A 22,181-nucleotide genomic window follows, 5' to 3' on the forward strand; every position below is an offset into this window, starting at 1 on the left:
GTGATGGCGCGACCTGCCGCAAGCCGAGTGGATCACTGCTGGAACGGCTGTCGTCGGCGCGGCATCCAGGCGAGGAGGCGGGCGAAGAGTGCCGGCGGGTCCGGTCCGGCGTGCGGGTGCAGGCGGTGGAGGTCGGCTGTCGCCCCGTGCCGCACCGTGCAGAGGTGGACGCTGAGCGCGACCAGGTCGTGCGCGTACTCGCTGACCAGGCAGAGCCGCGCGGTGGCGCACGGCCAGGGCGCGGCGCGGGCCCGGCAGAGCCAGAGTGGGCGCAGCGGTAGGTGCGGCGGCCCTCGACCAGTACGCCTGGCGGGCCTTCCTGGCCGCGCCACCGCGCTGACCCGGCTCGGCCGACTCCGCGCCGCCGATCCGGCGGTGTCGCTGTGCTCGGGATGCCGCCCTGTCGCCGAGGTCGCGTCGGATTTTCCCCATCAGGACTGGGTCGCCGCCTTGCGGGCGCGGTAGGCGGTGACGGCGGCGCGGTTGCCGCAGCCGGCGTCGCAGAACCGGCGTGACCGGTTCTTGGAGAGGTCGACCAGGACGTTGTCGCAGTCCGGGTGATCGCAGGTCCGCAGCCGGCTCAACTCGTCCATCCGGACCAGATCGGCCATCGCCATGGCCGCCTCGACCGCCATCCGCGTCGCCAGGGGGGCGTCCCGGGGCACGGCGTGCAGGTGGTACGGCTCGTCGTCGTGCCGGATGAGTTGCGGCAGGGCGTGCGACTCGCGGAGCAGCCCGTTGACGATCGTCACCACCTCGTCGGGGTCGGCGTGCCAGAGCCTGCGCAGCCGGGGCCGCAGGGCGCGAACCTCACGCAGCTCCGCCCCGGTGTGTTCGTGCCGGCCGGTCCAGGCGTGCGCGGTGAAGAACTCGTCGAGGGCGGCCACGTCCGGCAGGCCCTCGCGGTCCGGTCCGGCGGTGTTGACCAGTGCTGCCGCGGCGGTCAGGCCGCACTCGGTGTCATGAGCGAAAAGCAACTTGACTCCTGTCAGGGTGCCGGCCTAGCGTCATCAGCATAACCTCGTTTGACTCATGACGGGTCGTCGGACCAAGGAGCTGTCGATGCGTGAACGGCCCGGCCTCGGCCTCGGTCTCGCCCTGCTCTCCGCGCTCACCTTCGCCACCTCGGGCACCTTCGCCCGGCCGCTGATCACCGGGGACTGGTCCGCCGAAGCGGTCGTGCTGGCCCGGGTCGGCATCGCCGCGCTGGTGCTGGCCGTACCGGCCGTGCTGGCGCTGCGCGGGCGATGGGCGGTGCTCCGCCGCAACGCTGGCACCATGGTGCTGTTCGGGCTGCTCGGGGTGGCCCTGGCCCAGGCGTGCTTCTTCAACGCGGTCCGCTACCTGCCGGTCGGCGTCGCGCTGCTGCTGGAGTATCTCGGCATCGTGCTGGTCGTCGGTTGGATGTGGCTGGTCCACGGGCAACGGCCCCGGGTGCTCACCGTGGTCGGATCGCTGACCGCGCTCGCCGGCCTGGTCCTCGTGCTGGACCTGGCCGGGGCCGGCCGGCTCGACCCGGTCGGGGTGCTGTGGGGGCTCGGCGCCGGAGTCGGGCTGGCCGGCTACTTCGTCATCGCCGGCCGGGTCGACGCCGCGCTGCCGTCCGTGGTGATGGCGAGCGGCGGCATGGCGGTCGGCGCGCTGGTGCTGCTCCTGCTCGGCGTCGTCGGGGCGCTCCCGCTGCGGGCCGGCACCACCGACGTCACCTTCACCGGGCATCGGATGAGCTGGCTGGTGCCGATCGTCGGGCTGTCGCTGATCGCCGCGGTGGTCGCGTACCTGACCGGGGTCGCCGGGGCCCGGATCCTCGGGGCGCGGCTGTCCTCCTTCGTCGGGCTGACCGAGGTGATGTTCGCGGTGCTGATCGCCTGGTTGGTGCTGGGGGAGCTGCCGACCGGTGTCCAGCTACTCGGCGGCGCGCTGATCGTGGCCGGGGTAGCCCTGGTCCGGCTGGACGAGTTGCGCGCGGCACCCGAGGCGGTCGGATCCGCCCCGACCGAGCCGGTCCTGGTGGCTGAGCGCTGAGCGCCACGGCGCCAAGGCACTCCACCACGACTGGAAGACTCAGCCGCATGCGGACCGCTGTCGTGTTCGACGCCGACGAGACCCTGGTCGACCTCCGCCCCGCGGTCACCGGTGCGCTGGCGTCCGTACTCGAGGAGATGCGACGGCGGACCCCGGCGGCGGCCACGGTGTCGCTCGCGGACCTTGAGGGCGACTGGGGCGCGGTGTTCGGGGCGCTGAGCGCCGCGCCGGTGCAGGAGATCCGGCGGGCCGCGCTGGCCCGGTCGCTGGCCCGGGCCGGGCTCGACGACCACCTGGACGAGCTGGCCGCGTTCTTCTTCGCCCGCCGGTTCGAGCTGACCAGGCCATTCCCGGACGCGGTGCCTGCGCTCGCCGCGCTGCGGCCGCGCCACCTGCTCGGCTTCGCCACCAACGGCAACAGCCGGGCGGAACGCTGCGGCCTCGCCGGGCAGTTCACCTTCGAGCTGTACGCGCACGAGAACGGCCTGCCGAAGAAGCCGGCCCCGGAGTTCTACGGTGCGGTGGTCGCGGCGGCCGGCCTGCCCGCCGAGCGGATCGTGTACGTGGGGGACTCCCCGGAGCACGACGTGACGGCGGCGCAGCGGGCCGGCCTGCGAGCGGTCTGGCTGAACCGGGGGCGGCTGCCCCGCCCGTCGGGCCTGATGCCCGACGCCGAGGTGTCCACCCTGGCCGCATTGCCCGATGCGCTGACTGCAATCACATCGACCAATGTCTGATAGTGGTCTATTCCGGACGGTCATCTGGCGAAACCCGCTTCCGTGATGTGGGATGACTGCCACGTCCCTCAACGAGAGGATCTGATGTGGTGAGCAAGCGCTTCACCGTCGGCGCGGTCGCGGCAGCGGCTTCGCTGGCTCTCACGGTGACCGGCCTGGGCGTCCCGGCGACCGCCGCGCCGACCAGCACCCGGACCTTCACCGTGCTCGCGGAGGACGGCGTCTCCACGGAGGCCGCGATCGCCGCGATCAGCGCGGCGGGCGGCAACGTCGTCTCCCGTACCGAGGCGGTGGGACTCTTCCAGGTGACCACCGATCGCGCGGACTTCGCCAGCCGGGCCACCGCCTCGGGCACCCTGGTCGGGGCCGCCGAGCAGAAGGCCATCGGCCGGCAGCCGAAGCTGGACCCGGTCGAGCAGGAGCACCTGACGGTGACCGCCCGGACCAAGGGTGTGGCCAACGGGCACGCCAAGAAGATGGACCCGCTGGACGACAAGCTCTGGGGTCTGGAGATGATCCACGCCGACCAGGCCCGCAAGATCGAGCCCGGCGACCGCCGGGTCACCGTCGGCATCCTGGACACCGGCGTCGACGCCAGCCAGCCGGATCTCGCGCCCAACTTCAACTGGGCGCTGTCCCGCAACTTCGCCCCGGACATCGAGGATGTCGACGGGCCGTGCGAGGTGGCCAGCTGCCTCGACCCGGTCGGCACCGACGACGGCGGTCACGGCACCCACGTGGCCGGCACCATCGGCGCCGCCGCCAACGGGTTCGGCCTCTCCGGCGTCGCCCCCAAGGTCTCCCTGGTCGAGCTGAAGGGTGGCCAGGACAGCGGCTACTTCTTCCTCGACCCGGTGGTCAACGCACTGGTCTACGCGGGTGACCACGGGCTGGACGTGGTGAACATGTCCTTCTACGTCGACCCGTGGCTCTACAACTGCACCGCCAACCCGGCCGACTCGCCGGAGGCGCAGGCCGAGCAGCGCACGATCATCGAGGGCATGAAGCGGGCGCTGAACTACGCGCACGACAAGGGCGTCACCCTGGTGGCCGCGCTCGGCAACAACCACGAGGACCTGGGCAAGCCGCGCACCGACACCTCCAGCCCGGACTATGGCGCTCCCGCCTACCCGCGGCCGATCGACAACAGCAGCTGCTGGGACCTGCCGACCGAGGGTCCGCACGTGATCGGCGTGTCGGCGCTCGGCCCGTCCGGCAAGAAGTCGGACTTCTCCAACTACGGCACCGAGCAGATCTCCGTCGCCGCGCCGGGCGGCTGGTACCGGGACGGCTACGGCACCGACTCGTACCGCACCGACGCCAACATGATCCTCTCGACCTACCCGGAGAAGGTGCTGCAGGAGGAGGGTGCGGTCGACGAGAACGGCGACATCGTCCCCGGCGCCGAGTCCTTCGTGTTCAAGCAGTGCACCGCTGACGGCCGGTGCGGGTACTACACCTACCTGCAGGGCACCTCGATGGCGTCCCCGCACGCCGCCGGGGTGGCGGCCCTGATCGTCAGCCGCTTCGGCAAGAAGCAGGGCCGCGACGGCTTCGGCATGTCGCCGGACCTGGTCGAGCAGCACCTGTACCGCACGGCGGAGGAGCATGCCTGCCCCGAGCCGCGGCTGCAGAGCTACACGACCGAGGGCCGCTCGACCGAGTTCGACGCGCTCTGCGAGGGTGGCCTCAACTTCAACGGCTTCTACGGGTACGGCATCGTCGACGCGTACGCCGCCGTGAAGTCCCCGCTCAAGCCGCACGTCCAGCCGTAACACCAACGCTCCGTTCAGGGCCCGGGCGGCGGCTGTCGCCCGGGTCCTTTCGCGTCTGGGGCGCGTCGGGGTGCTCCGGCCGGCTGACGGCGCGTGCTGCCGCAGGTCGAGAGGATCACCTCGGCCCGCCGGGAGGCCGGCGCCGCCAGCCGCGTGAGACCAGCGCGGCGCGGACCTCGCGGACCACTGCGGCGAGGTCCCGCTCCATTCGCCGGCTGGTCACGTGCAGCACCAGCCAGCCGGTACCGACCAGCAGGTTGAGCTGCTGCCGATCACGGTGCAGTTGATCCGCGTCGGCGTGCCACCGGCCGTCGTACTCCACGGCGACCCGGTAGTCCGGCCAGGCCAGGTCGGGATGCAGGACCAGGCCGGAGGACAGCCGGACCGGATACTGTGCGACCGGTCTGGGCAGGCCGGCCAGCACCAACCGGACCCGCAGGTGGGATTCCGGCGGGGACTGAGCCGCGGCATCGGCCAGGCCGAACACCCAGCCGGCGCGTTTCCCACCGGTCCGGCCGGCAGTCCGCACCGCGACCTCGGCGAGCGCCGCGCGGGTGGTGAGGCCCCGGGCCAGCAGGGTGTCGACGATGCCCACCGCCCGCACGGGCTCCAGCCAGACGGCGGTCTCCCAGGCCGCCGTCGCGGGATCCGACCGGACCAGGGTGCCGGCGGTAGGTATCGGCAGCGTGTTCTCCAACCGGATGCCGGGTGCCCGGGGCGCGGGATCGAGCGGTGGTCCGCCTGCGGCGGGCCGAGGCTGGACCGTGTGCACCCGTAGCCCCCGCTGGCTGCGGAGACCGGTGGCTGCCGGGGCGAGGACGTGCACGTCGTCCGTGAAGCTCGCGGCGTGTTCGACGCCGTGCAGGTACGCCGCGGAGGGGCCCGCGATCCGCGTTCCGGCCGGGGCCCGCAGCGTCACCGCCCGGCAGGCGAGGCCGTGATCGCGAGCGAGGCGGGCGTCGGCGTAGACGTCGTGGCGGAGACGGATCCACGTCGAGCTGCGTAGCTGATGCTCGGTGAGGAGACCCGCGCGGACCGCGCCGGATCCGCGGAAGACCTGCCAGGCGAGAGCATCGGGCCGGTGAGCGACTCTGGGCATGCCGAGAGCGTGCCGGCTCGGGACGTCCCCCCACGTCCCCTGTGGACAAGCTGAATCCCCTGTGGACAGCTCCCTGATCAATGTCTCAGTGTGCTAGCCGAGTCGATCAAGCCGGGGCCAGGTCAAGCCGGGGCCAGGTAAGGCCGGCGGGTCGGACCGCGGGGGCAGGACAGGGCGGAGGGGTCAGGACAGGGCGGTGGCGATGGCCTCGGCGGCGGTGGACACCTGGCGGCCGACCACGTCGACGTCGAGCGGGGTCAGCGACACCACGCCGACGCTCGCCTCCAGGCCCGGCACCCCCAGCACCGGCGCGGCCACCCCGTACGCCCCGGACTGCAACTCGCCGCTGGTGTTCACCGGCCCGGCGTCGCCCGCCCGGCCGGCGAGGATGGCCCGTCCCGCCGCGCCCCGCTCCAGCGGGTGCCGGGACCCGGTCCGGTACGCCACGTGGAACGAGGTCCAGCTCGGCTCGACGACCGCAAGGGCGACGCCCTCCCCGCCCTCGACCACGGTCAGGTGGGCCGTCGCGCCGGCCTGTTCCGCCAGCCGGCGCAGCGCGGGCAGCGCCCCCTCGGCGAGCAACGGCTGGGCCCGCCGGGCCAGGTGCAGGACCCCGGCACCGAGTCGCAGTCGGCCCGCATTGTCCCGGCGCAGCATGCCGTGCCCGGTCAGCGCGCCGACCAGTCGGTAGACGGCCGCCCGCCCGATGCCCAGCCGGTTCGCCGCCTCGGTGACGGTCAGCCCGCCGGGCGCGTCCGCGACCAGGTGCAGCAGGCGCAGGCCCCGGTCCAGGGTCTGGGCCGTCTCCGGTGCGCGCGCCTCGGTGTCCACAGCACGCAGCGTACGACCCGGCACCCGACAACCTGGAAATGCGCGGACGGCTACCCTTGTACGGTGACGCTACGCCTGTATGACACCGCCACCCGATCGGTGCGGGACTTCGTCCCGCGGGAAGCCGGCAAGGTGGGCGTCTACCTGTGTGGTCTCACCCTCCAGGCTCCGCCGCACATCGGCCACCTTCGCTCCGGCGTGAACTACGACGTGCTGCGCCGTTGGCTGACCGCGTCCGGCTTCGAGGTCACCTTCATCCGCAATCTGACCGACATCGACGACAAGATCCTGGTCAAGGCGATGGAGCAGGATCGACCGTTCTGGTCGATCGCGTACGCCAACGAGCAGATTCTGACCGCGTCGTACCGGGCGCTGAACGTGCTGCCGCCGACCTACGAACCGCGTGCCACCGGGCACATCCCGGAGATGCACCAGCTCATCGCGCGGCTGATCGAGACCGGGCACGCCTACCCGGCCACCGACGGGTCCGGCGACGTCTACTTCGACGTGGCCTCCTGGCCGGCGTACGGGTCGCTGTCCGGCCAGTCGCCGGAGGACATGCAGTCCGCCGGGGACGCCCCCGAGCGGGGCAAGCGCGACCCGCGCGACTTCGCGCTCTGGAAGGGTGCCAAGCCGGACGAGCCGGCGGACGCCTACTGGCCCTCGTCGTGGGGCCGGGGCCGGCCCGGCTGGCACATCGAGTGCTCCGCGATGTGCTGGCGCTACCTGGGCGCCGAGTTCGACATCCACGGCGGCGGGCTCGACCTGACCTTCCCGCACCACGAGAACGAGCTCGCCCAGTCCCAGGCCGCGGACCTGCCGTTCGCCCGCTACTGGGTGCACCACGGGCTGCTCGGCATCGGCGGCACCAAGATGGGCAAGTCGCTGGGCAACACCCTCGACCTCGACTACGTGGCCTCCCTCGGCGTGCGCCCGGTGGAGTTGCGCTACTACTACGCCGCCGCGCACTACCGGTCCCGCATCGACTACTCGGAGGACGCGCTGCGGGAGGCCGCCGTCGCGTACCGGCGGATCGAGGGCTTCGTCCAGCGGGCCACCGAGCGGGTCGGCGGCGGCCAGTTCGGCGAGCTGCCGGCCGGCTTCGTCGCGGCGATGGACGACGACCTCAACACCTCGGCCGCCCTGGCCGTGCTGCACGAGGTGGTCCGGGACGGCAACACCGCGCTGACCGCGGGCGACGATGTGACCGTCCGCACCACGCTGGCCGCTGCCCGGGCGATGCTGGATATCCTCGGCGTCGACCCCCTGGACCCGGCCTGGACCGGCGGCGGCCGCGCGGGCGACCTGCGCGGCGTGGTGGACTCCCTGATCGCGCTCGCCCTTGAGCAGCGTGCCCAGGCCCGCAGCCGCAAGGACTGGGCCGCCGCCGACGCCGTACGCGACCAGCTCAAGCAGGCCGGCGTGGTGGTCGAGGACACCCCCCAGGGCCCCCGTTGGACTATTGGAGAGCAGGACTAGATGGCCGGCAACTCGCAGCGCCGTGGCCGGCGACTGACGCCGAAGGCGGGCGCCCCGAAGGGCTCCGGCGGCAAGAACAAGGACTCGCTCGCCGGCCGGGGCCGCACCCTGCCCGCCGACGAGCGGCCCTGGCACAAGGCGTACTCGGGCACCGAGAAGCTGCCCCAGCGGACCGCCTGGAAGCAGGACAAGGAGCGCCGCGCGGCGGCCGAGGAGGGGCGCGCCCCCAAAATCGGCCAGCCGGGCACCAAGGACACCACCTGGGGCAAGGGCAGCCGGGCCGGCGTCCCGCTCAAGGGCGGCAAGGGCAAGGCCCCCGGCCGGGGCGGCCCCCGGGTCGCGCCGGGGCGCAAGTCCAACCCGGCCAAGGACAGCCCGGAGCTGCTGGTCGGCCGGAACCCGGTGCTGGAGTCGCTGCGCGCCCAGGTGCCGGCGACCGCCCTCTACACCGCCCAGGGCATCGACATCGACGACCGGGTCAACGAGATCGTCCGGACCGCCGCCGACCGGGGTATCGCGATCCTCGAGGTCAGCCGGGCCGAGCTGGACCGGATGACGGGCGGGGTGCTGCACCAGGGCGTCGGCCTCCAGGTGCCGCCGTTCGCGTACGAGCCGTTCGAGGACATGATGGCGGCCTCGCTGGAGCAGGCCGCCCCGCTGCTGGTCGCGCTGGACGGGGTCACCGACCCGCGCAACCTCGGCGCGGTGATCCGGTCCGCCGCCGCGTTCGGCGCGCAGGGTGTCTTCGTACCGGAGCGGCGGGCCGCCGGGATCACCGCGACCGCCTGGCGGACCAGCGCCGGCGCGGCCGCGCGGGTGCCGGTCGCCCAGGTCACCAACCTGACCCGGTCGCTGAAGGCGTGCAAGGACGCCGGCTTCGTCGTGGTCGGCCTGGACGCCGACGGCGAGACCGACCTGTACGACCTGGAGGCCGCGATCGGACCGCTGGTCGTGGTGGTCGGCTCGGAAGGGCGCGGGCTGTCCCGGCTGGTCGGGGAGACCTGTGACCTGACGGTGAGCATCCCGATGGTCTCCGACGTCGAGTCGCTCAACGCCAGCGTCGCCGCCGCGGTCACCCTCGCCGAGGTCGCCCGCCGCCGATCGGCCGAGGCGTAACCCCCGCAAACACGAAAAGGGGCGGTCCGCCGTGGCGGACCGCCCCTTTCTCCGTACGTCAGATCCGGTTGCCGGTGCCGGCGTGGAAGACGTGGCTCTGGCCGGCGCGCGGCTTGACGAACACGGTGTCACCCATGTTCGGCATGCGGCGCCGGTCGGTGCGGACGACGAAGCGCTCGTTGTGGCCTTCAAGCGCGGCGTGGCCGTAGACGTTGGCGTCGGAGCCCAGGTCCTCGACCAGCTCGACCACGACCGGCATGCCGCCCTCGTTCGGGCTGACCATGTCGCAGTCCTCCGGACGGAAGCCGACGGTCACCTTGCCGTCGCCGCCCTCGGCGCGGGCCGCGGCGACCTGCTCCCGGGTGAGCGGGATCTGCATCTCGGCGAAGGCGGCGCCCTGCTCGGTCAGCGGCACGGTCTTGATGTTCATGGCGGGGGAGCCGATGAAGCCGGCGACGAAGACGTTGGCCGGGGCGTCGTAGAGCGCCCGGGGCGTGTCCACCTGCTGAAGCACGCCGTCGAGCATGACCGCGACCCGGTGGCCCATGGTCATGGCCTCGACCTGGTCGTGGGTGACGTAGACCGTGGTGATGCCGAGATTGGCCTGGAGCGACGCGATCTGGGTACGGGTCTGCACGCGGAGCTTGGCGTCGAGGTTCGACAGCGGCTCGTCCATCAGGAAGACCTGCGGCTCACGGACGATCGCGCGGCCCATGGCGACCCGCTGGCGCTGACCGCCGGAGAGCGCCTTCGGCTTACGGTTGAGGAACTCCTCCAGCTGGAGCAGCCCGGCCGCCTCCTTGACCCGCCGGTCGATCTCCGACTTCGAGGTCTTGCGCAGCTTGAGGGCGAACGCCATGTTCTCGTACACCGTCATGTGCGGGTAGAGGGCGTAGTTCTGGAAGACCATCGCGATGTCGCGGGCCTTCGGCGGCAGGTGGGTGACGTCGCGGTCGTCGATGTAGATGGCGCCGTCGTCGACGTCCTCCAGGCCGGCGAGCATCCGGAGGCTGGTGGACTTGCCGCAGCCCGACGGGCCGACCAGGACGAGGAACTCGCCGTCGCCGATCTGGAGGTCGAGCTGGTTGACCGCGGGGCGTTCGGTGCCCGGGTAGATCCGGGACGCCTTCGCGTAGGTGACCGTAGCCATGGTGAAGCGCTTCCTTTCACCGGCAGGAACGTGCCGGACGATCCGAGTGAAGGAGCGACCGGCGCCTACGGTGCCGGCCAACGGGCCGCCACCCGGCCGGCTGAGGCCAACCGGAGTGTCGTCCGTGTCACTGCACGGTAAACGGCTTTTCCGACCCTGCCAAGGCGAGGCGCGTGGGGTGGGACGGACCGCATACCGCATTCCGGTCACACGGGCACGGCGAGGCATCAATCCGCACCACCTCCCGGGCGCTCCGGCATCGGACCGTCGGTAGCAGCGACGGGAAATTGACGTTTTCCGTGCTCGGGAGCCCTGCTGAGCGGGATTTCCGGGCGTCACTCGCTATGCTGACCACGACACCACGCGCCCCTGTAGCTCAGCTGGCCAGAGCACTCGCCTTGTAAGCGAGATGTCGCCGGTTCGATCCCGGCCGGGGGCTCCAATTCCATCAGGCGTTTCGCAGCGGCACCCGCCGCGAAGCCACCGGATGGCAGCAACGCGGCTCATGACACTCGCCCGTCGAGCTTGCCGAGCGCCTGACGCATCGCATCAAGGTTGGCGTGGGCGTAGACCTTCAACGTGACCTTGACGTCGGCATGCCGGGCAATGGCCTGGACGACGTGCGGCGGGACCCCCAGCTCCATCAGCAGCGATACGACCGTGTGCCGCAGCTCGTGCAGGCGGACACCGGGCAGGCCGGCGCCTCCCGCAGCCGGGCGAAGGACGGGCCCAGACGCATCATCCTGAGTCGGACAGCCGGCTGCCGGCGTGTGATCCGGCTGCCGGCGGCGATGCTCACCGGATACGCGCCGCCTTGTATTTCAGCGGGCTCGACTGGGGATGGATGGAGCTAATCCCTCGGAACTGCTGGAGGCATGGAGCCGCGACCCTGCGGCCGGGCACGGGCGGCAGAGACGGCAGCGGGGCAATGATGGCCGCACTGGCCACGAAGCTGAGCGCATCGCCGAGGACCAGGGCAAGGTACGCCGGCCGCGTGTCGTACTGCACTGCGAAGCCGGCCGTTGCGGGGGAGCAGCTGCGGTGAGCGTTCAGCCGGTTGCCGGCGAGGTCCGCACGACCTGGTACATCACGTGGTCCTGCCACCGGCCGGCGATGTTGAGGTACTCCGGCGCCATGCCGAACCGCACGAATCCGTTCCGTGCCAGCACCCGCTGCGACCTGACGTTGTGCAGCAGGGTCTCGGCCTGCACCCGGTGCAGCCCCAACTCCTCGAAGGCCACCCGTACGATCTCGCGCACCGCCCTGGTCGCGAAGCCTCGGCCGTTGCGGCCGGCACTTACCCAGTAGCCCAGGGAACAGGACTGGAACGGGCCGCGCACGATGCCGTTGAGCGTGATGCGGCCGATCACGCGGTCGGCGTCGTCGAGGATGACGGAGGGCAGCTTCGTTCCCTGCGCGTGTTGCCGCAGATCCTCCCGGAGGACGGCGTGCTGGCCGTCCGCCGTGAAGTAGTCCTCGCTCCGGATCGGCTCCCACGGCGCGAGGAATTCGCGGTTGTCCCGGAGCAGCTCGGCCAGGGCCGGCGCATCCGCGGTGGCGACGAGGCGGGTGACGGTCATGCGCCCATGGTCCCAGGCGGTCAGCGCCGACGGCCGGCCCGGGGCGCTGACGCCTCCCCGGACCGGCCGTCCTCGTTCCCTGGCCGCGTCAGCCCCAGTTCTGCGGGGCCGGCTGCCGGGTGGTCGCGTTGATCCGGTTGAAGAAGTTGGTGGTGGCGATCCAGAGCACCAGCGCGGCCAGCTCCTTCTCCCCGAAGTGCCGGGCCGCCTCGGCCCAGATGTCGTCCGGCACCGCGTCGCTCCGGTCGGCCAGCCGGGTGCCGGCCTCGGCCAGGGCGAGCGCGGCCCGCTCGGCCTCGGTGAAGTACGGCGTCTCCCGCCAGGCGGCCACCGCGAACAGCCGCTCCTCGGTCTCGCCGTTCTTCCGGGCGCTGCGCGCCCCGGAGTCGACGCAGGCGCTGCACCCGTTGATCTGGCTGGCCCGCAGGTGGACCAGTTCCAGCGTGCTGCCGGGGACACCGGCCGAGTGGGCCGCCTTGTAGAGCAGGTTGACCGCCTTCACCGCGTCGGGGAGCAGCGCGGCCGGGTTCTGGATACGGGCCTCGAGCGTCATTTTCATCTGTCCTGTCCTGTTAGGCTGGCCGGCGTTCGTCGCGCCGCCGCTGTTGTCGTCCGTCACCGGTATGTCGAGGTCCGGACGAGCGGCGTGACAGGTGTGGCGGCGATCACCAGAAGGTCGCGGGGGATGGCGGGATCGTGAGCGGCGCCGAGGTGTTGGCCCAGCGTTTCGAGGAGCAGCGGCCCCGGCTGCGTGCGGTCGCCCACCGGATGCTGGGTTCGGCGGCCGAGGCGGACGACGCCGTGCAGGACACCTGGATGCGGCTCATTCGCGCCGACATCGACGTCATCGACAACCTGCCGGGCTGGCTGACCACCACCGTCGGACGGGTGTGCCTGGACCGGCTGCGGTCCGGCGCCGCCCGGCACGAGGAGTTCACCGACCCGGCCGGGGAGGAGTCCGCCGCCGAGTCGGCCGGCGGACGCGATCCGGAGCAGGAGGCGCTGCTCGCCGAGTCGGTCGGTCAAGCCCTCGAGGTCGTGCTGACCACCCTCGGCCCCACCGAGCGCCTGGTCTTCGTGCTGCACGACATGTTCGCCGTCTCCTTCGACGAGATCGCGCCGGTGGTGGACCGCAGCGCCCCGGCCGTCCGGCAGATCGCCAGCCGGGCCCGGCGCCGCGTGCAGGACCGCTCGGCCGACCCGGTGACCGAGCCCACCCGGCGGCGCCGGGTCGTCGAGGCATTCCTCGCCGCCTCCCGGGAAGGTCGTTTCGAGGACCTGGTCAGCCTGCTCGACCCGTACGTGGTGCTGCGCGCCGACGACGCCGCCGTCCGGATGGGCGGCACCGGCGAGGTGCGCGGGTCGTCCGCCGTGGCCGACTTCTTCAACGGCCGCGCCCAGGGCGCGTTGCCGGCGTACGTCGACGGGGCAGCCGGGGCCGTGGTGGTGCTGGACGGGCGTGTCCGCCTCGCGCTCAGCTTCGTGGTCACCGACCGGATCATCGGCATCGAGGTGATCGCCGACCCCGCCCAGCTCGCGGGCCTCAACCTGGTCATGGACTGATTTCCGTCCCGGCGCGGGCACGACCGGCCGGGTCACGGTCGGCCTCCGGGCAGCCGTCGTGCCACCTGGACGTCGTCGGTTGTTCAGTTCGGGCGGTTACGCTTCGCCTCTCCCGCCGCCGTGCCGAGGGACGGAACAACGCCGCCGTGCACCACGCCAACCACTACTACGGGCACTCCCACGTCCTGGCCCGGTACTGCGGACTCGACGACCGCGACCCGCCCCGCATCGGCGGGCACCTCCAGCACGGCTGGAACATCGGCGACGGGATGGCCGGCGACCACGAGTTCGTGCCGGGTGTCCCGCTCTTCCTCTGGTCCGAGCGGACCCGCCGGCGGGCCTGGTCGCTGGGGCGCCGGCAGACGTACGTGGTCGGCGCACCGTGGGCGTACCTGGTGGCGGGCGAGCCGGACCCCGAGCCGGAGCGGCCGAGGGAGGGGACGATCTTCTACCCGTTCCACGGCTGGGAGGGCCAGCACGTGGTGGGCGACCACGACCGGCTGATCGCCGAGATCAGGGCCACCGAGCCCGGGCCGGTGACGATCTGCCTCTACTGGCAGGAGTACGGCGTGAAGCGGGTCCGGCAGCGCTACGAGCGGGCCGGGTTCCGGGTCGTCTGCCACGGCCACCGCGGTGGGCGGTGGGAGAAGCTCGACCCGGACTTCCTTCGCCGGCAGCTCGCCGAGCAGCGCCGCCACCGGCGGGTGGCCTCCAACCGGCTGTGCAGCGCCATCTTCTACGGCACCCTCGCCGGCTGCGAGCCGGCCGTCTACGGTGACCCGATGCAGCTCGACGGCGAGGTGCCGCTCTGGGGCGGGCAGCCGCGCATCCGCCGGCAGTGGGCGGAGCTGCACGGCCCGTACGTCGACCAAGCGGTGGCCCGCGCGGCGGCCGTCGCCGAGCTGGGCGCCGACCGGCTGCTCACGCCGGCCGAACTGCGTCGGCTGCTGCGCTGGCCCGAACCGTGCCGGCCGACGGCCGACGCGGCACCGCCCGCCGGCCACGCCCGGCCCGACCGTCACGCCGACCCCGCTGAGGAGAACCGGTGAACCTTCGACTGACCGGTGGGGCGATGCACGTCTGGTCGGACCTCGACGGCGGCCACGGTCCGGGCCCGGTACGCGGTGCCGTCCTCGCCCCGCTGCTGGCGACCGCCACCGGGCGCACCCTGGTCGCCGGGCCGCTCGACCCGGCGTTGCTCGAGGCGGTGCCCGCGGACGAGCTGACCGTGCTGGTGCGGGGGATGGCTGACGCGGAGGCGCTGGCCGCCCGCCATCCGAAGATGTCGCTGCTCTGCGGCGGCCCGGAGGAACTTGCCGGCGGGCCCCGGTACGACACGGTCGTCGCGCTGGACGGGCTGGGTCGGCTCTGCTCCGTGGAGGGCGCTGAACTGGGCTGGGCTGAGACGTTCGAGCTGCTGGCCTCGGCGGTCCGTCCCGGTGGCCGGCTGCTGCTGGCGGTGGAGAACTTCGTCGGCCTGCACCGGCTGCTCGCCCTGCCGCCCGAGCCGACCGACACCGACTGGTCGGCGGCCGGCGAGTACGACCCCACCCGCCCCGCCGGGTTGGCCCGGGTCCGGGCCCGGCTGGCCGCCGCCGGGCTCGCTCCGGCCCGTACCTGGGCGGCGTGGCCGTCACCGGTCGCGCCGACCGTGTTGCTCGGCCCCGAGCTGCTCGACGACGAGGCGGCGCTCGGCTTCCTCCAGGCCACCCTGGGCCGGGCCGGGGCCCGGCCGGGCGCGCTGCTCGCCGACCCGGGGCGGCTGGTGGCCGGCGCGCTGCGGCACGGCGTCGCGGCGGACCTCGCCCCGGCCTGGATCCTGCTCGCCGAGCGCCCGGCCGACCCCCCGGCCGGGCCGGACCGGTGCCTGCCCGCCCCGACTGCGGCCGGGCCCGAAACGCCGAGGTCCGGGGAGGAGCTGCCCGCGGCGCTGCTCGGCGTCGACGCCGACCTGGTCACCGTCACCGGCGACCCGGTCGGGGGCTGGACCCGGCACCGCGGCGGCGGCCGGGCGGTGCCGTCGGGCCGTACCCTCGAGGACCTGGTGCTGGCCGCAGCCCTGCGGCGGGACCTGCCGGCAATGCGCAAGCTGCTGCGCGACTGGCAGTCCGGAGTGGACGCCGGGGTCCCGGCCGACCAGGTGGTCGGGCCGCCCGGGGCCGGTGGGGCGTTGACGCCGCCGGGAGAGCCGATGGCGGCGCTGCGCCGGCTCGCCGCGCGGATGCTCGACGGCGGTCTCGCCCACCTGTGGCCGTCGCCGGCGGACCCCGCGGAGCTGGCGGTCACCCTGGCGGTGTTCGCCGGACGCGGAGCCGAACCGGTGCCGCCGCCCGAGGCGGTGCCGGACCGGCCGGACGCGCGGGCCCACCGCGAGCTGCTGATGGAGCGGGACCGGTTGGCCCGCGAGCTGGCCGAGGCCCGGGCGCAGCACGAGTGGTACCAGCGCACGCTCGCCGAGCGGGAGGCGGCGCTGAAGCGGGCCCGGCGGATCGTCGCGGTGCTCAGCGCCACGCCGACCGGCCGGGCCGGGAAGGCGCTGCTGGCCCGGGTGCGGACCGCCCGCCGGACCGCCCGGGCGGCGATGCGGCGCAGCCGCCCCGACTGACGCCCGCCCCGGCTCAGATCGGGGCCGCGGCCTCCGCCGTGAGGCCCTCGTACATCTCCTCCAGCAGGCGGGTCTGGGTACGCAGGTCGAAGTGGGCCTCCACGTGCCGGCGGGCCTGCCGGCCGAGCCGGTCCCGCAGCGTGTCGTCGGTCAGCAGCCGCCGCAGGTTGGCGGCGAGCGCCGCCGGGTCGCTCTCCGCGCTGAGCAGTCCGGTGACCTCGTGCGTGACCGCCTCGGGGATGCCGGTGTGCCGGGTGGCCACCACGGGGAGGCCGACGCTGGCGGCCTCCAGGACGGTGGTGGGCAACCCCTCGGTGTCGCCGTCGGGCGCGGTCTTCGAGGGGGCGGCCAGCAGCCGGGACGCGGCGAGGTGGCGCAGCACCGCCGGGGGTTCCTGCACGCCGAGGAAGGTGGCGTCCACGCCGAGCCGCGCGGCCCGTTCCCGCATCGCTGGTTCCAGCGGCCCGGTGCCGATCAGCAGGAGGCGGGGGCGCAGCTCGGCGAGCATGGCGGCCGCCTCGACGAGGTCGTCGATGCCCTTCTTCTCCACGAACCGGCCGACGAAGACGACGTCCCACTCCTTCGGCCCGGCCGGCGGCAGCGGCGGGATCGCTACCCCGGTGTGATGGACCCGTACCTTCGCCGGGTCGGCGCCGAGCGCGACGGCGCGGTCGCGGATGAAGCCGGAGACCGCGATGATCAGCGCGGCCCGGTCGAAGGCGGCCCGCAGGTGGCGGCGGTGCCGGACACCCCGCAGGCCGGGCGCGGCGGCCTGCCGGGTCACGTCCAGGCCGTGCAGGGTGATGACCAGTGGCACCCCGAGGCGCGCCGTGGTCCGGCTGATCAGCCAGCCGTCGCCGCCGAAGTGGGCGTGCACCACCGCGGGGCGGAGCCGGGCGAGCAGCCGACGCAGCCGTTTCGACTCTCCGGTGAGCCGCAGCAGCCGCCACTCCCGGCGACCCCGGGGCGTGTCCGGGCAGAGGATGACGTCCGTGTCGGCGGCGATCGGCGAGGTGACCTTTCGCGCGCCCAGGTAGGCCGCCCGCCAGGTGGGCAGCGCGTCGCCCTGGTTACGGATGAACGTCTCGGACGCGGGCAGCAGGGTGCTGCGCCAGATCACGGCGGCCCTAGTGGACATCGCTCACCGGTTTGGTGGTGGCCGGGTGCGGGCCGGCGGGAGCGGCGCCGGCCCGGACGGTGGCGGTCAGCGGCGGCGGGGCCGACGTGGCGGACTCCGCCGGGGTGGAGGCCCGATCGCGGTGGCGACGGCCGAGGAGCCGGTCGCGCAGGGTGTGCCGCAGTCCCGGCGGGACCAGCCAGATCTGGGCGAAGGCCAGGTAGTCGGTCAGGCCGGGACGGCCGTGCCGTCGGGCCTCGCCCAGCAGCAGCCGGCAGACCCGGTAGCTGCGGGTGGGTGCCGCCATCGAACTGATGATGCTCATGGTGATGGCCGCGTACGCGCGTGGGGTGAGCAGCGGCCGGGTGGCGCGCAGCCACTCCAGTTGTGCCTCCCACGGCGACTCCAGGCTGATCCGGGGCCGGTTCTCGTCCTGGTGCCAGAGCACCAGCGGCTCGTCGGCGTAGACCAGTTCGACGTCGTCGTGGTCGAGCGCCCGCAGGGTCCAGTCGAGCTCCTGCTGCCGGCGCAGCCCGACGGTGAACGGCACCCGGCGCAGCAGCGCGGTCGGCGCCATGATCGTGGAGGTCTGGATGAAGCCATCGCCGTGGAACAGGCCACGCCGGACGGTCAGGTACTCGCAGATCGCCTCGCCGGGCGCCGGCGGCCGACGCGGCATGACGAACTCGGCCCGCGGGGTCTTGTTGATCAGCCGGCTGGCGACGATCGGCGACCGTACGCCGGCGGCCCGGGCGACCTCCAACTGGACGGCGAGCTTCGTCGGCAGCCACTCGTCGTCGTCGTCGAGCAGGGCGGTCCACGGCGCCCGCGCCTCGCGTACCCCCGCGTTGCGGGCGTTGGGCGCGCCGCCGCGCTCGGGCAGCGGCACCACCCGCAGCCGCGGGTCGCCGATCGCCGTCAGGGCGTCCACCGTCTCGGCGTCCGGGCCGTCGACGACCACGACGACCTCGATGTCGGTGAGCGTCTGGGCGAGCGCGCTGCGGACGGCGCGGGTCACCAGGGGTGGCCTGGCGAAGGTCGGCACGACAACGCTGACGGCTGGTGTGGTGGACATTGTGACCTGCTCATCCGTGCGGAGGGCAACGTGGACGCAACGGCACGTTATGGGCCGCGGACGGCGGTCGGGTGAATGACAGGAGGCCGCTGAACGTACAGGGACCCTCGATGCGGCCGTGCGCCTAGGCTCGACGGGTACGGGGAGCGGGAGGGTGTGATGAGCCGGGCCGTCGAGGAGTCCAACCGGGCGATGTTGCGCGCCCGGGACGCCATGGACCGGGCGTACGCCGAGCCGTTGGACATTCCGGCGCTGGCCCGGATCGCGCACGTCTCCGAGGCGCACTTCATCCGGACCTTCCGGGCCACCTTCGGCGAGACCCCGCACCGCTACCTGCAACGGCGTCGCGTCGAGCGGGCCATGTCGATGCTCCTGGAGACCGGGAAGGACGTCACCGAGATCTGCTACGCGGTCGGCTTCGGCAGCCTCGGCACGTTCAGCCGGACCTTCCGACAGATCGTCGGCGAGTCGCCCAGCGACTTTCGCCGCCGCCGGGCGGCCGCCGCCGCGAACGTGCCGAGCTGCTTCGCGAAGGCTTGGACCAGACCCAGCAGTTTTGGATAAGCAGCAGGTCAGAGGCGACCCGTAGCGTCTTCGGCATGACGATGAACGCGATTTCCCACTCCCAGATCTATGTGCTCGACCAGGACGAGGCGCTCGACTTCTACGTCGGCAAGCTGGGCTTGGAGGTCAACACCGACCAGGACCTCGGCTTCATGCGCTGGCTCACCGTGCACGTCCCGGGCGACCCGGAGCACGAGATCCTGCTGGAGAAGCCCGGCCCGCCGGCCCTGGACCCGGCCACCGCCGAGCAGGTGCGGGAGCTGCTGACCAAGGGCGCGATGGGCGGGTGGCTCTGCCTCACCACGGACGACGCCCGCAAGACGTACGAGGAGCTGGTGGCCAAGGGCGTGGACGTCACCGACGAGCCGACCGAGCGGCCGTACGGGATCGACTTCGGGATCCGCGACCCGTTCGGCAACCGGATCCGCATCGGCCAGATGTTCCCGAGAGGCTGAGGACCGGCGGGAGGCGGTCGGCCGACGGGGCAGCCGAGAGCGGGAGGCGCGGGCTAGGCTCGCGTCTCCCGATCATGGTGAGGTGACGAGTGGCGAGCCGACTTCTCTTTCTGGTCCGGCACGGTGAGCAGGATCGGGCGGAGGAGGGCGGCGACACCGGCCTCTCGCCGCGGGGACGGCGGCAGGCGGAGCTGCTCGCGGCCCGGCTGCGGGGGACACCCTTCGCGGCCGTCCATCACGGGCCCGCGCGCCGGGCCGTGGAGACCGCCGAGGTGGTCGCCGCGGCCCTGCCCGGCGTGCCGGTGCACTGCTCGGAGAGCGTCGGCGACCACCTGCCGCACGACACCGACCCGGCCGGCCTGCCCGAACGGTACGCGGAGTTCCTCGCCGGCTTCCCCGAGCCGGAGCGGATCGAGGGGCCGCGCCGGACGGCGGAGGCGGTGGCCCGCTTCGCGACGGCACCGGCCGAGGGTGACGTCCGCGAGCTGGTGATCACCCACAACTTCCTGGTCGGCTGGCTGGTACGGCACGCGCTGGACGCCCCGGAGCGGCGCTGGCTGGGGCTCAACCACCACAACTGCGGGCTGACCGTCCTGCGCTACAGCTCCGGCGGCCCGCCGAATCTGATCGCCCACAACGATGTCGCCCACCTGCCACCGGAGCTCCGCGCCACCGGTCTCCCCCCGGACTACCGGTTCTAGCCCCCGAGGGTGTGGTCAGCCGTGGACCGGGCGGGCGTTGCCGGCGGGCCGCGGAGTCCGGAGGGCCCGGGCCTGGTTCAGCCGGTGGCGCGGTTGAGCAGTTCGACCACCGCGCCGGTGGCCGGCGGTGGGGTGGCCTGCGGCGGGCAGTCCTCGTAGCCGGTCGTGGTGTCGCCCACGGTGAGCCGGTAGGTGAAGGCGTCCGCGCACATCGGGGCCGGGGTGGTGGCGGTGGCCTCGGCCGGCAGCCGCGGGTCGGCGGCGAGCCGTCGCAGCCGGTCCAGGTCCGCGTCGCTGAGCTGACCGGTACGGGAGGCCCCGGACCGGTCGCCCCGGGTCCAGTGGCCGTCGGGCTGCACGGTCACGGTCTCCTCCACCCCGGCGATGCCGCCGGACTTGGTCAGCACCACCCGGACGGCGGGAGCGGCCGGAGCGGTCCGGCCGGTGTCGGGGGTGGCGCCGTCCTGGGCGCAGCCGGCGAGAGACGTGAGGAGTGCGGCGAGGGTGACCGCCGCGACGGAGGTTGCTCTCATGCTGATCGGACGCACGGCCGTGCCACTCGGTTCCGTGTCACCTGCACCGCATCCTCCGAACGGTCAATGTCTGGGGCAGGAAAGCGCTAGCCCTCTTCCAAGCTCTTCGATGTATCGCTATATCTACATCAGTGACTACCCCCGTCACAACTTTCCCTGTCAGGAGGGCACGTGAAGAAACCCCTCGCCGCCGTCAGCGCAGCGCTACTCACCAGTGGCGTGTTGACCTGCGTCACCACCACGGCGTACGCGGCAAACCCCAGCGCCCCCGTTCCGGAAACCGCCGCCGCAGCTCGGGCGGACAGCCTGCTCCGCGCCAACCCCGGTGCCGTCCAGGGCGCCAGCGGGGAGGCGTATCAGGCCGTCCGCACGAAGGTGGATGCCTCCGGGGCCGCCCACACCAAGTACACGCGGACCTACCACGGCCTGCGCGTATCCGGCGGTGACTTCGTCATCCACACCGCCCCGAACGGCACCATGACCGGCGCCTCCGTCGGACTGGCCGCCCCGCTCGTGCTCGGGACCACCGCCAAGGTCAGCTCGGGCGCCGCCAAGGCGAGCGCGCGGAAGACCTTCTCCGGCACGCTCACCTCGGTGGGCAGCCCGGAGCTCTTCGTCGACGCCACCTCCGGCACGGGCCGCCTGGCCTGGGAGACCGTCGCCTCCGGCTGGCTGGCGGACAAGCAGACCCCGTCGAAGCTGCACGTCATCACCGACGCGACCACCGGCAAGGTGATCGGCTCGTACGACGAGATCGAGACGGTCACCGGCACCGGCAACAGCATTTACTCCGGCACGGTCAGCATCGACACCACGCTCTCCGGCAGCACCTACTCGATGACCGACCCGTCGCACGGCAACGGCTACACCTGCGACATGAACAACGGCACGTCGAGCTGCACCACGTTCACCGACGCCGACAACACCTGGGGCAACGGCAGCACCTCGAACCGGCAGTCCGCCGGCGTCGACGCCCACTTCGGGGCGGCCAAGACGTTCGACTACTTCAAGAACGTGCACGGCCGCAACGGCATCTTCGGCAACGGCTCCGGCGTGCCGAGCCGGGTGCACTACGGGAACAACTACGTGAACGCCTTCTGGGACGGCTCCCGGATGACCTACGGCGACGGCTCCAGCAACTCCCGCCCGCTGGTCTCGCTGGACGTGGCCGGTCACGAGATGAGCCACGGCGTCACCGAGGCGCTCGCCGGCCTGAACTACTCCGGTGAGTCGGGCGGCCTCAACGAGGCCACCAGCGACATCTTCGGCAACATGGTGGAGTTCTACGCGAACGCGCCGGCCGACCCGGGCGACTACCAGGTCGGTGAGAAGATCAACATCAACGGCAACGGCACCCCGCTGCGGTACATGTACAACCCGTCGCTGGACGGCTCGTCCGACTCCTGCTGGTCGACCAGCACCAAGAACAAGGACGTGCACTACTCGTCCGGCGTGGGGAACCACTTCTACTTCGACCTGGCCGAGGGCACCGGCGCCACCTCGTACGGCACCTCGCCGGTCTGCGGCTCGGCTCCGGCCGTGACCGGCATCGGCCGGGCCAAGGCGGAGAAGATCTGGTACCGGGCGCTCGACGTGTACTTCACCTCGACCACCTCGTACGTCAACACCACCACGCCGTCGAACACCGCCCGGGCGTACACCCTGAAGGCGGCGACCGACCTGTACGGGACCTGCTCCACCGAGTACAAGACCGTCCAGGCGGCGTGGACCGCGGTGAACGTGGCCGGCAACGACGCGCCGTGCACGCCGACCGGT

At 72.8% G+C, this 22,181-nt stretch carries 23 protein-coding genes and 1 tRNA gene; 13 read left to right on the forward strand and 11 right to left on the reverse strand.

The genetic code is table 11. The features are described 5' to 3' along the window. Positions 1–32 precede the first annotated feature (32 nt). Positions 33–332, reverse strand: a complete 300-nt coding sequence (locus ACL02O_RS11535) for a hypothetical protein (RefSeq protein WP_412818008.1) — start codon at positions 330–332, stop codon at positions 33–35. Positions 333–431: 99 nt separating this feature from the next. Next, positions 432–977: a CGNR zinc finger domain-containing protein gene (locus ACL02O_RS11540; protein WP_412818009.1), complete on the reverse strand. Its 546-nt coding sequence runs from the start codon at positions 975–977 to the stop codon at positions 432–434. A gap of 85 nt (positions 978–1,062) precedes the next feature. On the opposite strand from ACL02O_RS11540, the gene ACL02O_RS11545 reads away from it, so the two are divergent. The 3 genes from ACL02O_RS11545 to ACL02O_RS11555 all read left to right on the forward strand — a co-directional run bounded on the left by ACL02O_RS11545 (position 1,063) and on the right by ACL02O_RS11555 (position 4,537). Next, positions 1,063–2,025: an EamA family transporter gene (locus ACL02O_RS11545; protein ID WP_412818010.1), complete on the forward strand. Its 963-nt coding sequence runs from the start codon at positions 1,063–1,065 to the stop codon at positions 2,023–2,025. A 47-nt stretch (positions 2,026–2,072) separates the two neighbouring features. Then, complete coding sequence (locus ACL02O_RS11550; protein WP_412818011.1) at positions 2,073–2,762, forward strand: HAD family hydrolase; 690 nt, start codon at positions 2,073–2,075, stop codon at positions 2,760–2,762. Between the two features lie 89 nt (positions 2,763–2,851). Beyond that, the gene (locus tag ACL02O_RS11555; protein WP_412818012.1) at positions 2,852–4,537 is read left to right on the forward strand and encodes a S8 family serine peptidase; all 1,686 of its coding nucleotides are present in this window, start codon (positions 2,852–2,854) and stop codon (positions 4,535–4,537) included. Positions 4,538–4,652: 115 nt separating this feature from the next. On the opposite strand, the gene ACL02O_RS11560 is transcribed toward ACL02O_RS11555, so the two are convergent. Both ACL02O_RS11560 and ACL02O_RS11565 read right to left on the reverse strand, forming a co-directional pair. Continuing rightward, positions 4,653–5,636 (reverse strand): endonuclease domain-containing protein, encoded by a 984-nt coding sequence (locus ACL02O_RS11560; RefSeq protein ID WP_412818013.1) that lies wholly within the window; start codon positions 5,634–5,636, stop codon positions 4,653–4,655. A gap of 183 nt (positions 5,637–5,819) precedes the next feature. Beyond that, the gene (locus tag ACL02O_RS11565) at positions 5,820–6,467 is read right to left on the reverse strand and encodes an IclR family transcriptional regulator (protein WP_412818014.1); all 648 of its coding nucleotides are present in this window, start codon (positions 6,465–6,467) and stop codon (positions 5,820–5,822) included. A 63-nt stretch (positions 6,468–6,530) separates the two neighbouring features. Here ACL02O_RS11565 and cysS point away from each other — a divergent pair, with 63 nt between their 5' ends. Both cysS and rlmB read left to right on the forward strand, forming a co-directional pair. After that, complete coding sequence (gene cysS, locus ACL02O_RS11570) at positions 6,531–7,946, forward strand: cysteine--tRNA ligase (protein ID WP_412818015.1); 1,416 nt, start codon at positions 6,531–6,533, stop codon at positions 7,944–7,946. After that, the gene (rlmB, locus tag ACL02O_RS11575) at positions 7,947–9,062 is read left to right on the forward strand and encodes a 23S rRNA (guanosine(2251)-2'-O)-methyltransferase RlmB (RefSeq protein WP_412818016.1); all 1,116 of its coding nucleotides are present in this window, start codon (positions 7,947–7,949) and stop codon (positions 9,060–9,062) included. Between the two features lie 58 nt (positions 9,063–9,120). Here the strand turns inward: rlmB and ACL02O_RS11580 are convergent, their stop codons facing one another. Then, the gene (locus ACL02O_RS11580) at positions 9,121–10,212 is read right to left on the reverse strand and encodes an ABC transporter ATP-binding protein (RefSeq protein WP_412818017.1); all 1,092 of its coding nucleotides are present in this window, start codon (positions 10,210–10,212) and stop codon (positions 9,121–9,123) included. Positions 10,213–10,577: 365 nt separating this feature from the next. Here ACL02O_RS11580 and ACL02O_RS11585 point away from each other — a divergent pair. Next, positions 10,578–10,654: transfer RNA gene (locus tag ACL02O_RS11585), tRNA-Thr, on the forward strand. Between the two features lie 61 nt (positions 10,655–10,715). Here the strand turns inward: ACL02O_RS11585 and ACL02O_RS11590 are convergent. The 3 genes from ACL02O_RS11590 to ACL02O_RS11600 all read right to left on the reverse strand — a co-directional run bounded on the left by ACL02O_RS11590 (position 10,716) and on the right by ACL02O_RS11600 (position 12,351). After that, positions 10,716–10,907, reverse strand: coding sequence for a tyrosine-type recombinase/integrase (locus ACL02O_RS11590; RefSeq protein WP_412818032.1), 192 nt, complete (start codon positions 10,905–10,907; stop codon positions 10,716–10,718). 354 nt (positions 10,908–11,261) lie between these two features. Next, positions 11,262–11,792: a GNAT family N-acetyltransferase gene (locus ACL02O_RS11595; RefSeq protein ID WP_412818018.1), complete on the reverse strand. Its 531-nt coding sequence runs from the start codon at positions 11,790–11,792 to the stop codon at positions 11,262–11,264. Between the two features lie 88 nt (positions 11,793–11,880). Next, positions 11,881–12,351: a carboxymuconolactone decarboxylase family protein gene (locus tag ACL02O_RS11600; protein ID WP_412818019.1), complete on the reverse strand. Its 471-nt coding sequence runs from the start codon at positions 12,349–12,351 to the stop codon at positions 11,881–11,883. A gap of 137 nt (positions 12,352–12,488) precedes the next feature. Between ACL02O_RS11600 and ACL02O_RS11605 the strand changes: the two genes are divergently transcribed. From ACL02O_RS11605 to ACL02O_RS11615, 3 genes are all read left to right on the forward strand, one after another. Next, positions 12,489–13,355, forward strand: coding sequence for a sigma-70 family RNA polymerase sigma factor (locus tag ACL02O_RS11605; RefSeq protein ID WP_412818020.1), 867 nt, complete (start codon positions 12,489–12,491; stop codon positions 13,353–13,355). A 146-nt stretch (positions 13,356–13,501) separates the two neighbouring features. Beyond that, positions 13,502–14,404, forward strand: coding sequence for a hypothetical protein (locus tag ACL02O_RS11610; RefSeq protein WP_412818021.1), 903 nt, complete (start codon positions 13,502–13,504; stop codon positions 14,402–14,404). Continuing rightward, on the forward strand, positions 14,401–15,960 hold the full coding sequence (locus ACL02O_RS11615) for a hypothetical protein (protein ID WP_412818022.1): 1,560 nt from the start codon (positions 14,401–14,403) through the stop codon (positions 15,958–15,960). The genes ACL02O_RS11610 and ACL02O_RS11615 overlap by 4 nt, the downstream gene beginning before the upstream one ends. Positions 15,961–15,973: 13 nt before the next feature. Here the strand turns inward: ACL02O_RS11615 and ACL02O_RS11620 are convergent, their stop codons facing one another. Both ACL02O_RS11620 and ACL02O_RS11625 read right to left on the reverse strand, forming a co-directional pair. Beyond that, positions 15,974–17,098, reverse strand: a complete 1,125-nt coding sequence (locus ACL02O_RS11620) for a glycosyltransferase (RefSeq protein ID WP_412818023.1) — start codon at positions 17,096–17,098, stop codon at positions 15,974–15,976. After that, positions 17,088–18,152 (reverse strand): glycosyltransferase family 2 protein, encoded by a 1,065-nt coding sequence (locus ACL02O_RS11625; RefSeq protein WP_412818024.1) that lies wholly within the window; start codon positions 18,150–18,152, stop codon positions 17,088–17,090. The genes ACL02O_RS11620 and ACL02O_RS11625 overlap by 11 nt, the downstream gene beginning before the upstream one ends. A 159-nt stretch (positions 18,153–18,311) precedes the next feature. Between ACL02O_RS11625 and ACL02O_RS11630 the strand changes: the two genes are divergently transcribed. From ACL02O_RS11630 to ACL02O_RS11640, 3 genes are all read left to right on the forward strand, one after another. Further along, positions 18,312–18,716 carry a helix-turn-helix domain-containing protein gene (locus ACL02O_RS11630; RefSeq protein ID WP_412818025.1) on the forward strand — a complete coding sequence of 135 codons (405 nt, stop codon included), beginning with the start codon at positions 18,312–18,314 and terminating at the stop codon, positions 18,714–18,716. Between the two features lie 35 nt (positions 18,717–18,751). Continuing rightward, positions 18,752–19,171, forward strand: coding sequence for a VOC family protein (locus tag ACL02O_RS11635; RefSeq protein WP_412818026.1), 420 nt, complete (start codon positions 18,752–18,754; stop codon positions 19,169–19,171). A gap of 89 nt (positions 19,172–19,260) precedes the next feature. Then, positions 19,261–19,872, forward strand: a complete 612-nt coding sequence (locus tag ACL02O_RS11640) for a histidine phosphatase family protein (protein ID WP_412818027.1) — start codon at positions 19,261–19,263, stop codon at positions 19,870–19,872. Positions 19,873–19,949: 77 nt separating this feature from the next. Here ACL02O_RS11640 and ACL02O_RS11645 read toward each other — a convergent pair whose 3' ends face one another. Beyond that, the gene (locus ACL02O_RS11645; RefSeq protein ID WP_412818028.1) at positions 19,950–20,405 is read right to left on the reverse strand and encodes a protealysin inhibitor emfourin; all 456 of its coding nucleotides are present in this window, start codon (positions 20,403–20,405) and stop codon (positions 19,950–19,952) included. 171 nt (positions 20,406–20,576) lie between these two features. On the opposite strand from ACL02O_RS11645, the gene ACL02O_RS11650 reads away from it, so the two are divergent. Beyond that, positions 20,577–22,181: M4 family metallopeptidase (locus ACL02O_RS11650; RefSeq protein WP_412818029.1), on the forward strand; the 1,605-nt coding region annotated here is incomplete at its 3' end.

Origin of the sequence: Micromonospora mangrovicola (genome assembly GCF_047200535.1) — a bacterium.
GTDB lineage: Bacteria > Actinomycetota > Actinomycetes > Mycobacteriales > Micromonosporaceae > Micromonospora.

Coding starts and splice junctions, on each gene's coding strand:
- ACL02O_RS11545 (WP_412818010.1), top strand. CDS start 1,063: ATGCGTGAACGGCCCGGCCTCGGCCTCGGTCTCGCCCTGCTCTCCGCG.
- ACL02O_RS11550 (WP_412818011.1), top strand. CDS start 2,073: ATGCGGACCGCTGTCGTGTTCGACGCCGACGAGACCCTGGTCGACCTC.
- ACL02O_RS11620 (WP_412818023.1), bottom strand. CDS start 17,098: ATGTCCACTAGGGCCGCCGTGATCTGGCGCAGCACCCTGCTGCCCGCG.
- ACL02O_RS11635 (WP_412818026.1), top strand. CDS start 18,752: ATGACGATGAACGCGATTTCCCACTCCCAGATCTATGTGCTCGACCAG.
- ACL02O_RS11625 (WP_412818024.1), bottom strand. CDS start 18,152: ATGTCCACCACACCAGCCGTCAGCGTTGTCGTGCCGACCTTCGCCAGG.
- ACL02O_RS11580 (WP_412818017.1), bottom strand. CDS start 10,212: ATGGCTACGGTCACCTACGCGAAGGCGTCCCGGATCTACCCGGGCACC.
- ACL02O_RS11645 (WP_412818028.1), bottom strand. CDS start 20,405: ATGAGAGCAACCTCCGTCGCGGCGGTCACCCTCGCCGCACTCCTCACG.
- rlmB (WP_412818016.1), top strand. CDS start 7,947: ATGGCCGGCAACTCGCAGCGCCGTGGCCGGCGACTGACGCCGAAGGCG.
- ACL02O_RS11595 (WP_412818018.1), bottom strand. CDS start 11,792: ATGACCGTCACCCGCCTCGTCGCCACCGCGGATGCGCCGGCCCTGGCC.
- ACL02O_RS11560 (WP_412818013.1), bottom strand. CDS start 5,636: ATGCCCAGAGTCGCTCACCGGCCCGATGCTCTCGCCTGGCAGGTCTTC.
- ACL02O_RS11600 (WP_412818019.1), bottom strand. CDS start 12,351: ATGAAAATGACGCTCGAGGCCCGTATCCAGAACCCGGCCGCGCTGCTC.
- ACL02O_RS11630 (WP_412818025.1), top strand. CDS start 18,312: ATGAGCCGGGCCGTCGAGGAGTCCAACCGGGCGATGTTGCGCGCCCGG.